Source organism: Pseudomonas sp. HY13-MNA-CIBAN-0226 (genome assembly GCF_040310305.1).
GTDB classification, from domain to species: domain Bacteria; phylum Pseudomonadota; class Gammaproteobacteria; order Pseudomonadales; family Pseudomonadaceae; genus Aquipseudomonas; species Aquipseudomonas gregormendelii.
The window spans coordinates 407,689-421,292 of sequence record NZ_JBEOPS010000001.1 but is presented as its reverse complement, the minus strand read 5'-3'; the positions used below and the strand labels follow the sequence as shown (position 1 = coordinate 421,292).

Genomic DNA, 13,604 nt, shown 5'->3' with positions numbered 1-13,604 from the left:
TGGACGCTGGTTTAGGCAGAAAGGTCAGTCGTGGATGTGATCAGTTTCCGCCAGCAGCCTGATCGCTGCCGCGCCGACCTTTCGCACCGCTTCTTCGATGAGCGGTGTTGGTTTGGCAGCGTAGTTCATCCGCAGGCAATTACGGTATTTGCCGGAGGCGGAGAAAATGCTGCCCACGGCAATCTGTACGCCCTGATCGTGCAAGGCACGATTCAGTTTCAGGGTGTCGAAGCCGTCCGGTAACTCGACCCACAGCATGAAACTGCCTTGGGGCCGGCTGGCGCGAGTGCCCGCAGGGAAGTAGCGCGTAACCCAGTCGATCATCAGGTCGCGGTTGCGTTGGTATTGGCTGCGCATGCGTCGCAGATGCGGCTCGAAATGCCCGGATTTGAGAAATTCCGCGATGGCGATCTGTGGCTGCGGCGCCGTAGAACCGGTGCTGATGTATTTCATGTGCAGCACCCTTTCCAGATACCGTCCGGGCGCTACCCAGCCAATGCGCAGACCCGGCGCCAGGGTCTTGGAAAATGAACTGCATAGCAGGACGCGGCCGTCTTCATCAAAGGATTTGATGGTGCGCGGTCGCGGGTAGGTGTAGGAAAGTTCGCCATAGACATCGTCCTCGACAATCGCCACGTCGAAACGCTGGGCGAGCGTCAACAATGCGCGTTTACGCGACTCCGGCATGATGTAGCCCAGCGGGTTATTGCAGTTGGGGGTCAACTGTATGACCTTGACTGGCCACTGTTCCAGTGCCAGTTCCAGCGCATCCAGGCTGATGCCGGTGATGGGGTCAGTCGGGATTTCCAGGGCCTTCATGCCCAGGCCCTTGAGGGTTTGCATGGCACCATGAAAACTCGGCGAATCCACCGCCACGATGTCTCCCGGCTCGCAAATTGCCCGGATACTGGTGGATAACGCTTCATGGCAGCCAGTGGTGACGACCAGATCGCTGGCGCTTAGCTGACAGCCGGAATCGAGCATCAGCCGCGCAATCTGTTCGCGCAGTTCGAGTGTGCCGTGGATGTTGTCGTAATACAGGCCGGGCATGTCCTGGCGCCGGCTGATGCGCGCAAGGTTGCGCAGTAACGGTTTCATGGTCGGTGTGGTGATGTCGGGCATGCCACGCCCCAGTTGCACCACATCCTTGCGCGGTACTGCGCGAATCAGCTCCAGCACTTGGTCCCACTGGGAAATATCCACCGGCCGCTGCGCCGGCCGGCCTACCGCTGGTAGCTCCGGAAGCTTGCGGCTGGCGGGCACAAAGTAGCCCGACTTGGGCTTGGGCATCGCCAGGCCACTGTCCTCAAGGACGCGATAAGCCTGTTGAACCGTGCTCAGGCTCACCCCGTGCTCGACACTCAGCGCCCGCACCGAAGGCAGCCGATCGCCGGGGCGATAGAAGCCCTGTTCAATACGCGTGCCTAGCAAGTCGGCAAGGTTGACGTAGAGGGTCATGCTGCAGTCTCGCTATGGATTGTTCGGTCGACCAGTACAGATCAGCTGAAATTCGACAATTCAGAGCCAATTCGCCCAATCTGTATGGATTTAATACGCAAAGTTTGGATCTGTCACGGTTTTGCTCGTCCGCGCATCATCAAACCTCTTGCTACCCAAGTAAACAGGAGTCAACACGATGAACGGCTTGAGCGATGTGCGGCTGACGTTACACAGTCAGGAACTGGCGAAAGGGCAGGAAAGCGGCACGCGTGAGGCGAACATGCGCAACGCGCCGTCCGGCCTGAGTCGCTGGGAACTGTTCTGGCATCGTCTGCACACGCGCAAGGCGTTGCTGGGACTTTCGGCGGAGCAGCTTCGGGATATCGGGCTGAGTCCGGAGCAGGCGCGGGAGGAGGGGCTCAAACCGTTTTGGCGGATCTGAGATGTGCACTGTTCTCATCGGCCTCATCGCGGGCAAGCTTTGCTCCCACAGGTATGGAGTCAATCACATAATTGTCGCCGAACCTGTGGGAGCAAAGCTTGCCCGCGATGAGGGCCGAAAGTACACAGACAAATGATCAGATCAACTCTTTGAGCCGATGCCACAACATTCCCAACGCCAGCAACGGCGAACGCAAATGCTTGCCGCCAGGGAATGTGATGTGCGGCACCTTGGCAAACAGATCGAACCCACCCCCCCGCTGGCCGCTGATGGCCTCGGCGAGCAGTTTGCCCGCCAGGTGGGTCGCGTTCACCCCATGACCCGAATAGGCCTGGGCGTAATACACGTTCGGCTGATCCTTGAGCCGGCCTATTTGTGGCAGGCGGTTGGCACCGATGCCAATCATGCCGCCCCATTGATAATCGATCTTCACGCTCCCCAACTGTGGGAAGACCTCGAGCATCTTCGGCCGCATGTAAGCTGCGATGTCGCTTGGATCGCGCCCCGAGTAATGGCAGGCGCCGCCAAACAGCAGGCGCCGATCCGCCGAGAGCCGGTAGTAGTCCAGCGCCACCCGTTGATCACACACCGCCATGTTCTGCGGCAGCAGTGAATGAGCCTGCTCTTCGCTCAGGGGTTCGGTGGCGATGATGTAGCTGCCCGCAGGCAGCACCTTGCCGCTGAGTTCAGGGTTGAGACCGTTGAGGTAGGCATTGCATCCCAGGACCAGGGTCTTGGCGCGGACCGAGCCGTGGAGCGTGTGGACTTTGACTTGCGGGCCATACTCGATGCGGGTCACCGCCGACTGTTCAAACAACCGGGCGCCCAATTGCTGCGCGGCAGCCGCTTCGCCGAGGGCCAGGTTGAGCGGGTGCAGATGGCCGGAGCCCATATCGATGAGGCCGCCCACATACCGATTGGAGCCCACCACCGTGTGCATTTCTTCGGCGTGTAACAGCCGGGTTTCGTAGCGATAACCGAGCTCATGCAGTTCGGCGGCATCTTCGGCGAAACCTTGCAGATCACCGGGCTTGTTGGCGAGGTCGCAATAACCCCAGGTCAGGTCACACGGAATCTGGAAGCGTTCGACCCGCTGGCGGACGATTTCCACCGCCTCCAGGCCCATGAGTTTCATCTGGCGCACGCCGTCGGCGCCGATCACGTTGGCGAACTGGTCGATCCCATGGCCGACTCCACGAATCAGCTGCCCGCCGTTGCGGCCGCTGGCTCCCCAGCCAATCTTATGGGCTTCGAGCAGCACCACATTGAAGCCTCGCTCGGCCAATTCCAGTGCCGTGTTCAGCCCGGAGAAGCCTCCGCCAACCACGCAGACGTCAGCCACCACGTCGCCCTGCAATATCGGATGATCAGGTTGCGCCAGGCTGCTGGCGGCGTAGTAAGAGCGCGTGTGCTGGTGGCTCGCGATCGGTTGCTGAGCACGGGCATTCATGTGCGTGTTCCTGATTCGGGTGTCTGGAAAATTTGACCGAGCATAAGCCGGTCCTTCAAGGCCGGGCAACACTGGTCGGTTCGCGCTGTCTGGATGGGCGCTTTTGCTGCACAATTGCGCTCTATTTCGCTGCTTTGGTCACTGTTTCGATGAGCTGCAACAGTCAGAAAATTCGCGCCCTGCGCCAGCAGATACCCTCGTTCGAGTGCGTGCCCGGCTGCCATGACTGCTGTGGGCCGGTGACCACCTCGCCGGAAGAAATGTCCCGCCTGCCGCGCAAGACCCGCGCCGAACAGGACGCGGCAATGGATGAGCTCAACTGTGTGCACCTGGGCCCGAATGGTTGCACGGTGTATGGCGAGCGGCCGCTGATCTGCCGGCTGTTTGGCACCACCAAAACCTTGCCGTGCCCCAATGGGCGTGGGCCTGTGGAGTTGATTCATCCTCGGGTGGAGAAGCAGATTCATGAGTACATGGCGTCGACCCGACAGGTGTTGGTTTAAACGTCGAAAGTCAAAAGATCAATCCGGAATCGGCAAACACAGGCTCTCCTTCACCTCTTCCATCACGATGTAGCTCTTGGATTCGCGCACATGCGGCAGCTTGAGCAGGATGTCTCCGAGCAGTTTGCGGTACGAAGCCATCTCGGAAATCCGCGCCTTCACCAGATAGTCGAAATCTCCTGACACCAGGTGGCACTCCAGCACGTGCGGCAGTTTCAGCACGGCACGGCGAAACTCCTCGAATGTATCTCCGGATTTGTAGTCCAGGCTGATCTCGACGAACACCAGCAGGCTACCCTTGAGGTGCTGCGGATTCAGGCGGGCGTTGTAGCCCATGATGATCCCTTCACGCTCCAGGCGCCGGACCCGCTCGGTGCAGGGCGTAGTCGAGAGCCCGACCTTTTCCCCCAGCTCGGTAAACGAGATGCGCCCGTCCGCTTGCAGGATCCGCAGGATGTTGCGGTCGATCTTGTCCAGCTCACGTTTGGTCTGAGTGTTGGTACGCATAGGGGATGCGCCTCCGTGAAAAGGGTTTTTGCCGAGAATTGTCGCCAAATATAGGCACTTATATAGTGAAAAGCACTGCCTAATCTTTTTTACACTGCGCACATCATTGCTCGAACACAACAAACGTCAGCGGCGTGCCGCGATGAGGGATATGAAAATGCGCGTTATGGTCTTGGGTAGCGGCGTCATCGGTAGCGCCAGTGCTTATTATCTGGCTCGAGCCGGGTTTGAAGTGGTGGTCGTGGATCGTCAGCCGGCCGCAGCCATGGAGACCAGTTTCGCCAACGCCGGCCAGGTGTCGCCGGGTTATGCCTCGCCGTGGGCGGCACCGGGTGTACCGCTCAAGGCGATCAAGTGGCTGCTGCAACGCCACGCCCCGTTGGCGATCAAGGCCACCGCCGACATCGACCAGTACCTGTGGATGGCGCAAATGCTGCGCAACTGCACCGCCAGCCGTTATGCGGTGAACAAGGAGCGCATGGTCCGTCTGTCCGAGTACAGCCGTGACTGCCTCGATGAATTGCGCGCTGAAACCGGCATTGCCTACGAAGGCCGCAGCCTCGGCACGACTCAACTGTTCCGTACCCAGGCGCAACTGGATGGCGCGGCAAAAGACATCGCCGTCCTCAAAGAGTCCGGCGTGCCGTTCGAGTTGCTCGATCGCGCTGGTATCGCCCGGGTCGAACCGGCCTTGGCCAGCGTCACCGATATCCTCGCAGGTGCTTTGCGCCTGCCGAACGACCAGACGGGCGACTGCCAGATGTTCACCACCCGCCTGGCCGAAATGGCCGTGAAACTGGGCGTTGAATTCCGCTTTGGCCAGGACATCCAGAAGCTCGACTACGCCGGCGACCGCGTCAATGGCGTGTGGATCGACGGCAAGCTGGAAACCGCTGACCGCTACGTACTTGCGCTCGGCAGCTACTCGCCGCAGCTGCTCAAGCCGCTGGGCATCAAGGCTCCGGTGTATCCGCTCAAGGGTTACTCCCTGACCGTGCCGATCACCAACCCGGCAATGGCGCCGACTTCGACCATTCTCGACGAGACCTACAAGGTCGCAATCACCCGTTTCGACAACCGCATCCGGGTCGGCGGCATGGCGGAGATTGCCGGTTTTGACCTGTCGCTTAACCCGCGTCGGCGTGAAACCCTGGAGATGATCGTCAACGACCTCTATCCTCAGGGCGGCGATCTGGCCCAGGCAAGTTTCTGGACCGGCTTGCGTCCGACTACCCCGGACGGTACGCCGATCGTGGGCGCGACCCCGTTCAGCAATCTGTTTTTGAACACCGGTCACGGCACCCTGGGTTGGACCATGGCATGCGGTTCCGGTCGCTTGCTGGCCGATCTGATGGCGAAGAAAACGCCGCAGATCAGTGCCGAAGGCCTCGATATTTCTCGTTATGGCCACAAAATTCAGGAGTCCGCAAAACATGTCAATCCAGCGCCAGCTCACCAATGAGCGCATGAGCCAGATCGTCGTCCATAGCGGTACCGTGTACCTGTCAGGGCAAGTCGGCGATGATATGAGCGCCGGGATTGAACAGCAGACCCGCGAAACACTGGCCAATATCGAGCGTTTGCTCGATCTGGCGGGGACCGACAAGAACCGCCTGTTGTCGGTCACGATTTACCTGAAAGACATCGACGCGCATTTCGCCGGCATGAACTCTGTGTGGGACAAGTGGCTGCCAAAAGGCGTCGCCCCAGCCCGTGCCACGGTCGAGTCAAAGCTGTGCGAACCGCAAATCCTGGTTGAGCTGTCGGTAGTGGCCGCTCTGCCTTAAGCAAGATTCTCTCCCGGTGCGACTGGCGGTGTACGCCACCAGTCGCGCCGGTTTTTCGTCCACTGACCGACCAGAAGTCTGCCGCCATGCGTCCTGCCCGTGCCCTGATCGACCTTCAAGCCCTGCGCCACAACTACCAACTGGCCCGTGAAGTCACGGGGGCCAAAGCCCTCGCCGTGATCAAGGCCGATGCCTACGGTCATGGCGCGGTACGGTGTGCCCAGGCCCTTGAAGCCGAGGCGGACGGTTTTGCCGTGGCCTGCATCGAAGAAGCCCTGGAATTGCGGGCTGCAGGCATTCGCGCGCCGGTCCTGTTGCTCGAAGGCTTTTTCGAAGCCGATGAGTTGTCGCTGATCGTCGAGCACGATTTCTGGTGTGTTGTGCATTCGCTGTGGCAACTCGAAGCCATTGAAAAAGCCGCTGTAAGCAAGCCGATCACGGTATGGCTCAAGCTTGACTCGGGCATGCACCGGGTCGGCCTGCATCCGGCGGACTACCAGGCGGCGTATCAGCGGCTGCTGGCCAGCGGCAAGGTCGCGAAGATTGTGCTGATGAGCCACTTCGCCCGTGCTGACGAGTTGCATGATCAATCCAGTGCCGAGCAGGTCGCGGTGTTTGAGTCGGCCCGCCAGGGGTTGTCGGCGGAAATTAGCCTGCGCAACTCCCCGGCGGTGATGGGCTGGCCGCAGGTTCCCAGCGACTGGGTACGCCCAGGCATCATGCTGTACGGCGCCACTCCGTTCGAAGAAGCCAACACGGTGGCCTCGCGCCTGCAACCGGTGATGACCCTCGAGTCGAAAGTCATCTGTGTGCGTGAGCTTCCGGCCGGCGAGCCGATTGGCTATGGCGCCCGTTTTGTCACCCCGAAGCCGATGCGCGTTGGCGTGGTGGCTATGGGTTATGCCGATGGTTATCCGCGCCAGGCGCCCACCGGTACGCCGGTCATGGTCGCCGGGCAGCGTAGCCAGTTGATTGGCCGGGTGTCGATGGACATGTTGTGCATCGACCTGACCGACGTGCCACAGGCTGGCCTCGGCTCAACCGTCGAACTGTGGGGCCGGAACGTCCTTGCCAGCGAAGTCGCAGCGGCTGCTGACACGATTCCTTACCAGATATTCTGCAATTTGCGTCGGGTGCCAAAGCTCTATTCCGGGGTTTGACGCAAGGCACGGTGTGCACAATATCGCCTCGCCCAACAGGATTCAGGTCCAAGTGTTGTAAATACTGAACGCTGTCGCCATGATAACGCTCAATATTCCAACAACCTGAATTCCTGGAGGCTCCTGCATTGGACGTCGGTGAACGACTGCAATCCATCCGTAAGCTCAAGGGTCTCTCCCAGCGTGAGCTCGCCAAGCGCGCGGGTGTTACCAACAGCACCATCTCGATGATCGAGAAGAACAGCGTCAGCCCCTCGATCAGTTCGTTGCGCAAGGTGTTGGGCGGAATTCCCATGTCCATGGTCGAGTTCTTTTCCGAAGAAATCCTGCAGGAAAAACCGACCCAGATCGTCTACAAGGCCAATGAGCTGATCGATATCTCCGATGGTGCAGTGACCATGAAGCTGGTCGGCCGTGCTCATCCGACTCGCGCCATTGCGTTCCTCAACGAAATCTACCCGCCGGGCGCCGACACCGGTGACGAGATGCTCACCCATGAAGGTGAGGAGACCGGGATTCTGCTTGAGGGTCGACTGGAATTGGTGGTCGGGCTTGAAACATTTGTGCTCGAGGCGGGCGATAGCTACTACTTTGAAAGTACCAAGCCGCACCGTTTCCGTAATCCGTTCGATGCACCGGCGCGGCTAATCAGCGCAGCGACACCGGCGAATTTCTGACACAAGAGGCGTCCTGCCAGTACCGCAGAGGCGCCCGAAGCGTTTTAACGCCATGGAACAAGACCCCTTCGACTTTGGGGTTGTTTCAGTGTGGCGGGCTTACCGTTATACTTGCGCCCGCCTGCGAACCGTGGCCGTGGGCGTGACTAGCCACCATTGAGGGTGAACGCGTGAACCTAATTATGAAAATGCTGGCTGTACCAGCAACCGTACTGGCCCTATGGGCTGTCAGCGCTCAAGCTGCGACGAATGACGATATTGCCAAGCGCCTTGAACCTGTCGGCAAGGTCTGTGTAACAGGTCAAGAGTGCAAAGGTATGGAAGTCGCTGCTTCTGTCGGCGGCGGTGATGCCAAGACCCCTGACTCTATCATTGCAAAACATTGCAACGCCTGCCACGGCTCCGGCCTGCTGGGCGCACCAAAAATTGGTGACACTGCAGCCTGGAAGGAACGTGCGGATCACCAGGGCGGCCTCGACGGCATCCTGGCCAAAGCGATCACCGGGATTAACGCAATGCCGCCAAAAGGCACCTGTGCTGACTGCTCCGATGCAGATCTCAAAGGCGCCATCGAGAAAATGTCCGGCTTGAAATAAGCGTTCATCTTCAGCAAAAAGCCGCTTTCGGGCGGCTTTTTTGTGCCTGTAGGAGCGAGCTTGCTCGCGATGATCGTCAACGATGACGTCGGTGACCTGACGCCCCGCGCAAGCGTGCTCCGCCAATTTTCCACTGTTCCAGACTGTTCAATGCAGCAAAGAGCAGGCAAGCTCGGTCCAACCCTGACTCACGGAATGTAAGGGAAGATCAGATGGTTCAGCTGTGTTCTATCGAGCAAGCGGTCGATGACGTCCTGGCACGGTTGCCGGCGCACATTCACATGGGCCTGCCCCTGGGCCTGGGCAAACCCAACCATTTCGTCAATGCGCTGTATCACCGTGTGGCGCAGCTGCCCGAACGCCAGCTGACCGTCTACACCGCGTTGTGCCTGGGCCGACCGGTGCTGGGCGATGGCTTGCAGCGGCGCTTCCTCAAGCCTTTCATCGAGCGGGTGTTCGGCGATTATCCGGAACTGGATTTCCTGGCGGATTTGCTCAAGGACAGCCTGCCGGCCAACGTGCATGTGCAGCAGTTCTTCATGCAGCCAGGCAGCCTGCTCCACAGCGAATCGGCGCAGCAGGATTACGTCAGCAGCAACTACAGCCACGCCGCGCGGGACATCAATGCCGCCGGCTTGAACCTGATCGCCCAGCTTGTGGCCAGCCACAGCGAGCACCCCGATCGCCTGAGCCTGAGCTGCAATCCAGACATCACCCTCGACTTGTTGCCCATGGTGGAAAAACGCCGGGCAGCGGGGGAGACGATCCTGGTGGTCGGGCAGGTGCATAACGATTTGCCTTATATGCCAGGCGACGCTGAAATCGGTATCGATGTCTTCGACCTGTTGATCGATGCCAAGGACGACACCACGCTGTTCTCCACGCCCAACATGCCGGTGGGCTTGCAGGACCATTTCATCGGGCTGCACGCCAGCGCACTGGTGCGCGACGGCGGTACGTTGCAGATCGGCATCGGCTCGATGGGCGATGCGCTGACCGCGGCCTTGCTCGCGCGTCAGGCCGACAGTGACGGCTACAAAGCGCTGTTGGCAGACATCAATCTCAGCCAGTGGGCGCAACTGATCGAGCGCGAAGGCGGTATCGAACCGTTCGCCAGAGGCTTGTACGGTTGCAGCGAAATGTTCGTCAACGGCCTGCTGGTGCTGGCGGATGCCGGGATCGTGCGGCGCAAGGTCTACCCGGATGTGCCGACTCAGCAACAGGCCAATGCCGGCACACTGGATGAGGCCGCACAGACCGATGGCATCTCGGTGCATGGCGGGTTTTTCCTCGGCCCGCGCAGCTTCTACGAGCGCCTGCGCGAGTTGCCGCAGAGCAGGCGGCTCGAATTCAACATGACCCGCATCAGCTACATCAACGAGCTATACGGTCAGGAGGAGCTCAAGCGCCTGCAACGCCTGGATGCTCGTTTCATCAACACGGTCTTCACCATGACCCTGCTGGGTGCCGGCGTGGCCGACCAGCTGGAGGACGGGCGCGTGCTCAGCGGCGTGGGCGGCCAGTACAACTTTGTCGCCCAGGGTCATGCACTGCAAGGCGCGCGCTCGGTGCTGATCTTGCGCAGCTGGCGCGAGGCGGGTGGGGAGGTCAGTTCGAACATCGTCTGGGAATATGGCCATTGCACCATCCCACGGCACCTGCGCGATATTGTGGTGACCGAATACGGCATTGCCGATCTGCGTGGCAAAACCGATGCGGCGGTGATCGAGGCGCTGCTGAATATCAGCGACTCGCGCTTTCAGCCGGGGCTGATCGAGCAGGCGCAGAAGGTGGGCAAGCTGCCGAAAGACTTCCGCATCGATCCGCGATTTGCCGACAATACGCCGCAACGGCTGCAGGCGATTCAGGCGCGGCATCCGCAGTTGTTCCCCGAATATCCGCTGGGGTGCGATTTCACTGAGGTGGAGCGGGATCTGTTGCGGGCTTTGAACTGGTTGAAGAGCAAGTTCAAGCTGACGGAAATCCTGGAGCTGGGCAAGGCGGCGCTGGATGCGCCAGAGGCGTCGCAGTTTCCGGTGCATCTGGAGCGGATGCAGCTGACTAACCCGGACGGATTGAAAGAGGATCTGTTCCAGCGGTTGTTGCTCACCGGCCTCAAGGCCACTTCGCAATAGCGCCCAGCACAAGACCAACTGTGGGAGCCAGCCAGCCTGCTGGCGATGGCTGTCTGTCAGTCATTAAGATGTTGACTGACACGATGCCATCGCCAGCAGGCTGGCTCCCACAGAGAGAACACAATGCGGCAGGTTACTCGATGAAGGTTACAACGCCATCCTTCAGCGACTGCACGCGCGCCAGCGACTCGACGCGATAACCCTGCGAATCCAGCTCGGCACGACCACCCTGGAACGACTTCTCGATCACGATCCCCAGGCCGGCCACGGTCGCGCCGGCTTGCTTGATGATCGAGATCAGCGCCTGGGACGCCTTGCCGTTGGCCAGGAAGTCATCAATGATCAGCACGCGGTCGCTGCTGGTCAGGTGGCGCGGGGAGATCGCCACGGTGCTTTCGGTCTTCTTGGTGAACGAGTAAACGGTCGCCGACAGCAGGTTTTCAGTCAGGGTCAGGGACTGTTGCTTGCGGGCGAAGATCACCGGCACGCCGAGGTTCAGCCCGGTCATGATCGCCGGCGCAATACCAGAGGCTTCAATGGTGACGATCTTGGTGATGCCCGAGTCCTTGAACAGCGCGGCAAATTCATCGCCGATCAGCTTCATCAGGGCCGGGTCGATCTGGTGGTTCAAAAAGGCGTCAACCTTCAGGACCTGATCGGAAAGCACGATGCCTTCTTCGCGGATTTTCTTGTGCAGTGCTTCCATGAAGCTTTCCTCTACCGGCGCGAGATGCGCCTAGCTTGTCAAAAAGTGTTTGGTTAAAAAGTATTCGATTCTAGCGCTTTAACATCGCCCGTATATCCGCCAATGCGGTATTGCCGCGAACGGCTTTGACTTCGACGGGGGTGTCGTCATTGCCTTCCCAAGCCAGGTCGTCCGGCGGCAGCTCATCGAGGAAGCGGCTTGGCGCACAGTCGATGATCTCGCCATATTGCTTACGCTTGGCCGCGAAGGTGAAGGCCAGGGTCTGGCGCGCGCGGGTGATGCCCACGTAGGCCAGGCGGCGTTCTTCCTCGATGGTGTCGGCTTCGATGCTGGAGCGGTGGGGGAGGATTTCCTCTTCCATGCCCATGATGAACACGTAGGGGAACTCCAGGCCCTTGGAGGCGTGCAAGGTCATCATCTGCACGCCTTCGGCGCCGTCTTCCTCTTCCTGCTGACGTTCCAGCATGTCGCGCAACACCAGTTTGCCGATGGCGTCTTCGACGGTCATCTCGCCTTCTTCGTCCTTCTCGAGGGTGTTTTTCAATGCCTCGATCAGGAACCAGACGTTGCCCATCCGGTAATCGGCCGCCTTGTCGCTGGAGCTGTTGGTGCGCAGCCAGTTCTCATAGTCAATGTCCATGACCATGCTGCGCAGCGCCGAAATCGGATCTTCGCCGGCACACTGCTCGCGGACCCTGTCCATGAAGCGCTTGAAGCGTGACAGGCGATCGGTGAACCGCGTATCCAGGTGTTCGCCCAGGCCGATTTCGTCGGTGGCCGCGTACATCGAGATCTTGCGTTCGGTGGCGTAGTTACCGAGTTTTTCCAGGGTGGTCGAGCCGATTTCCCGGCGTGGGACGTTGATCACTCGCAGGAAGGCGTTGTCGTCGTCCGGGTTCACGATCAGGCGGAAGTAGGCCATCAGGTCTTTCACTTCCTGGCGCCCGAAGAAGCTGTTACCGCCCGACAACCGATACGGAATCTGGTGGTGTTGCAGTTTCAGCTCGATCAGCTTGGCCTGGTAGTTGCCGCGGTACAGGATCGCGAAATCGCTGTAGGGCCGGTCAGTGCGCAGGTGCAGGGTCAGCAGTTCCACGGCCACGCGCTCGGCTTCGGCGTCTTCGTTGCGGCAGCGGATCACGCGGATCTCGTCGCCGTGGCCCATCTCGCTCCACAGCTGCTTTTCGAACTCGTGGGGGTTGTTGGAGATCAGCACGTTGGCGCAGCGCAGGATGCGACTGGTGGAGCGGTAGTTCTGCTCGAGCATGACCACTTTCAGGGACGGATAATCGTCCTTGAGCAGCATCAGGTTTTCCGGCCGCGCGCCACGCCAGGCGTAGATCGACTGGTCGTCGTCGCCCACCACGGTGAACTGGTTGCGCGTACCGATCAGCAGCTTCACCAGCAAATACTGGCTGGCGTTGGTGTCCTGGTACTCGTCCACCAGCAGGTAGCGGACCTTGTTCTGCCACTTTTCGAGGATGTCGGCGTGTTCCTGGAACAGCTTTACCGGCAGCAGGATCAGGTCGTCGAAATCCACCGCGTTGAACGCCTTGAGCGTACGTTGATAGTGGGTATAGACGATGGCGGCGGTCTGCTCCTTGGGATTGCGCGCGTTTTCCAGGGCCTCGGCAGGCAGGATGAGGTCGTTCTTCCACGAGCCGATCATGTTCTTGATCTCGTCGACGCCGTCGTCGCCCGCGTATTCCTTCTGCATGATGTCGGTCATCAAGGACTTGACGTCGGCTTCGTCAAAAATCGAGAAGCCGGGCTTGTAGCCCAGGCGAACATGTTCCTTGCGGATGATGTTCAGGCCCAGGTTGTGGAAGGTGCACACGGTCAGGCCGCGGCCTTCGCCGCCCTTGAGCAGGGTGCCGACCCGTTCCTTCATCTCGCGCGCAGCCTTGTTGGTAAAGGTCATGGCGACGATGTACTGGGCGCGGATGCCGCAGTTCTGGATCAGGTGCGCAATCTTGCGCGTGATCACGCTGGTCTTGCCGGAGCCTGCGCCGGCGAGCACCAAAAGAGGGCCGCCGACGTAGCTCACGGCTTCTTGCTGCCGGGGATTGAGTCGGGACATACGGAATCAGGGAGTCGTTTGCGAAATGGGCCGGCATTTTAACAGGCTCAGCAATTTGTGCTGCTCTCTCCGACTTGTGACGCACCACGCTAACTGTATTTGCCGGTTTTGTTACTTTCAC

The 13,604-nt window shown here is 59.9% G+C and carries 13 protein-coding genes; 8 read left to right on the top strand and 5 right to left on the bottom strand.

The annotated features are described in order from the left end of the window. Window positions 1-24: 24 nt before the first annotated feature. Entirely contained in the window at window positions 25-1,458 is a 1,434-nt protein-coding gene (locus tag AAEZ05_RS01950; RefSeq protein WP_350599566.1) for an aminotransferase-like domain-containing protein, read from the bottom strand. A 178-nt stretch (window positions 1,459-1,636) separates the two neighbouring features. On the opposite strand from AAEZ05_RS01950, the gene AAEZ05_RS01945 reads away from it, so the two are divergent. Continuing rightward, complete coding sequence (locus AAEZ05_RS01945) at window positions 1,637-1,882, top strand: DUF1127 domain-containing protein (protein ID WP_205891731.1); 246 nt, start codon at window positions 1,637-1,639, stop codon at window positions 1,880-1,882. A gap of 136 nt (window positions 1,883-2,018) precedes the next feature. On the opposite strand, the gene AAEZ05_RS01940 is transcribed toward AAEZ05_RS01945, so the two are convergent. Further along, window positions 2,019-3,332: an NAD(P)/FAD-dependent oxidoreductase gene (locus AAEZ05_RS01940; protein ID WP_350646488.1), complete on the bottom strand. Its 1,314-nt coding sequence runs from the start codon at window positions 3,330-3,332 to the stop codon at window positions 2,019-2,021. Between the two features lie 149 nt (window positions 3,333-3,481). Between AAEZ05_RS01940 and AAEZ05_RS01935 the strand changes: the two genes are divergently transcribed. After that, window positions 3,482-3,835: a YkgJ family cysteine cluster protein gene (locus AAEZ05_RS01935; RefSeq protein WP_045059177.1), complete on the top strand. Its 354-nt coding sequence runs from the start codon at window positions 3,482-3,484 to the stop codon at window positions 3,833-3,835. Between the two features lie 18 nt (window positions 3,836-3,853). On the opposite strand, the gene AAEZ05_RS01930 is transcribed toward AAEZ05_RS01935, so the two are convergent. Further along, window positions 3,854-4,342 carry an Lrp/AsnC ligand binding domain-containing protein gene (locus AAEZ05_RS01930; RefSeq protein WP_010465173.1) on the bottom strand — a complete coding sequence of 163 codons (489 nt, stop codon included), beginning with the start codon at window positions 4,340-4,342 and terminating at the stop codon, window positions 3,854-3,856. 157 nt (window positions 4,343-4,499) lie between these two features. Here AAEZ05_RS01930 and dadA point away from each other — a divergent pair, with 157 nt between their 5' ends. The 6 genes from dadA to AAEZ05_RS01900 all read left to right on the top strand — a co-directional run bounded on the left by dadA (window position 4,500) and on the right by AAEZ05_RS01900 (window position 10,697). After that, window positions 4,500-5,804: a D-amino acid dehydrogenase gene (gene dadA, locus AAEZ05_RS01925; protein WP_350646486.1), complete on the top strand. Its 1,305-nt coding sequence runs from the start codon at window positions 4,500-4,502 to the stop codon at window positions 5,802-5,804. Further along, window positions 5,776-6,129, top strand: a complete 354-nt coding sequence (locus tag AAEZ05_RS01920) for a RidA family protein (RefSeq protein ID WP_205891728.1) — start codon at window positions 5,776-5,778, stop codon at window positions 6,127-6,129. Before dadA ends, AAEZ05_RS01920 begins: the two co-directional genes overlap by 29 nt. An 86-nt stretch (window positions 6,130-6,215) precedes the next feature. Continuing rightward, window positions 6,216-7,289: an alanine racemase gene (alr, locus tag AAEZ05_RS01915; RefSeq protein WP_045059175.1), complete on the top strand. Its 1,074-nt coding sequence runs from the start codon at window positions 6,216-6,218 to the stop codon at window positions 7,287-7,289. 128 nt (window positions 7,290-7,417) lie between these two features. Beyond that, window positions 7,418-7,966, top strand: coding sequence for a cupin domain-containing protein (locus tag AAEZ05_RS01910; RefSeq protein ID WP_045059174.1), 549 nt, complete (start codon window positions 7,418-7,420; stop codon window positions 7,964-7,966). A 182-nt stretch (window positions 7,967-8,148) separates the two neighbouring features. Next, on the top strand, window positions 8,149-8,562 hold the full coding sequence (locus AAEZ05_RS01905; RefSeq protein ID WP_045059173.1) for a c-type cytochrome: 414 nt from the start codon (window positions 8,149-8,151) through the stop codon (window positions 8,560-8,562). A gap of 212 nt (window positions 8,563-8,774) precedes the next feature. After that, window positions 8,775-10,697 carry an acetyl-CoA hydrolase/transferase C-terminal domain-containing protein gene (locus AAEZ05_RS01900; RefSeq protein ID WP_045059318.1) on the top strand — a complete coding sequence of 641 codons (1,923 nt, stop codon included), beginning with the start codon at window positions 8,775-8,777 and terminating at the stop codon, window positions 10,695-10,697. Between the two features lie 133 nt (window positions 10,698-10,830). Here AAEZ05_RS01900 and AAEZ05_RS01895 read toward each other — a convergent pair whose 3' ends face one another. Both AAEZ05_RS01895 and rep read right to left on the bottom strand, forming a co-directional pair. Beyond that, a complete protein-coding gene (locus tag AAEZ05_RS01895; RefSeq protein ID WP_016772573.1) occupies window positions 10,831-11,403 on the bottom strand; it encodes a xanthine phosphoribosyltransferase in 573 nt (190 codons plus the stop codon). A gap of 70 nt (window positions 11,404-11,473) precedes the next feature. Continuing rightward, entirely contained in the window at window positions 11,474-13,483 is a 2,010-nt protein-coding gene (gene rep, locus AAEZ05_RS01890; protein WP_045059317.1) for a DNA helicase Rep, read from the bottom strand. Between the last annotated feature and the right edge of the window lie 121 nt (window positions 13,484-13,604).

What these genes read in the sequence shown, in the direction of transcription:
- AAEZ05_RS01950 (WP_350599566.1), bottom strand. Translation starts at nt 1,458, where the DNA reads ATGACCCTCTACGTCAACCTTGCCGACTTGCTAGGCACGCGTATTGAA.
- AAEZ05_RS01905 (WP_045059173.1), top strand. Translation starts at nt 8,149, where the DNA reads ATGAAAATGCTGGCTGTACCAGCAACCGTACTGGCCCTATGGGCTGTC.
- AAEZ05_RS01940 (WP_350646488.1), bottom strand. Translation starts at nt 3,332, where the DNA reads ATGAATGCCCGTGCTCAGCAACCGATCGCGAGCCACCAGCACACGCGC.
- AAEZ05_RS01900 (WP_045059318.1), top strand. Translation starts at nt 8,775, where the DNA reads ATGGTTCAGCTGTGTTCTATCGAGCAAGCGGTCGATGACGTCCTGGCA.
- AAEZ05_RS01935 (WP_045059177.1), top strand. Translation starts at nt 3,482, where the DNA reads ATGAGCTGCAACAGTCAGAAAATTCGCGCCCTGCGCCAGCAGATACCC.
- AAEZ05_RS01930 (WP_010465173.1), bottom strand. Translation starts at nt 4,342, where the DNA reads ATGCGTACCAACACTCAGACCAAACGTGAGCTGGACAAGATCGACCGC.
- rep (WP_045059317.1), bottom strand. Translation starts at nt 13,483, where the DNA reads ATGTCCCGACTCAATCCCCGGCAGCAAGAAGCCGTGAGCTACGTCGGC.
- dadA (WP_350646486.1), top strand. Translation starts at nt 4,500, where the DNA reads ATGCGCGTTATGGTCTTGGGTAGCGGCGTCATCGGTAGCGCCAGTGCT.
- AAEZ05_RS01895 (WP_016772573.1), bottom strand. Translation starts at nt 11,403, where the DNA reads ATGGAAGCACTGCACAAGAAAATCCGCGAAGAAGGCATCGTGCTTTCC.
- AAEZ05_RS01945 (WP_205891731.1), top strand. Translation starts at nt 1,637, where the DNA reads ATGAACGGCTTGAGCGATGTGCGGCTGACGTTACACAGTCAGGAACTG.
- alr (WP_045059175.1), top strand. Translation starts at nt 6,216, where the DNA reads ATGCGTCCTGCCCGTGCCCTGATCGACCTTCAAGCCCTGCGCCACAAC.
- AAEZ05_RS01920 (WP_205891728.1), top strand. Translation starts at nt 5,776, where the DNA reads ATGTCAATCCAGCGCCAGCTCACCAATGAGCGCATGAGCCAGATCGTC.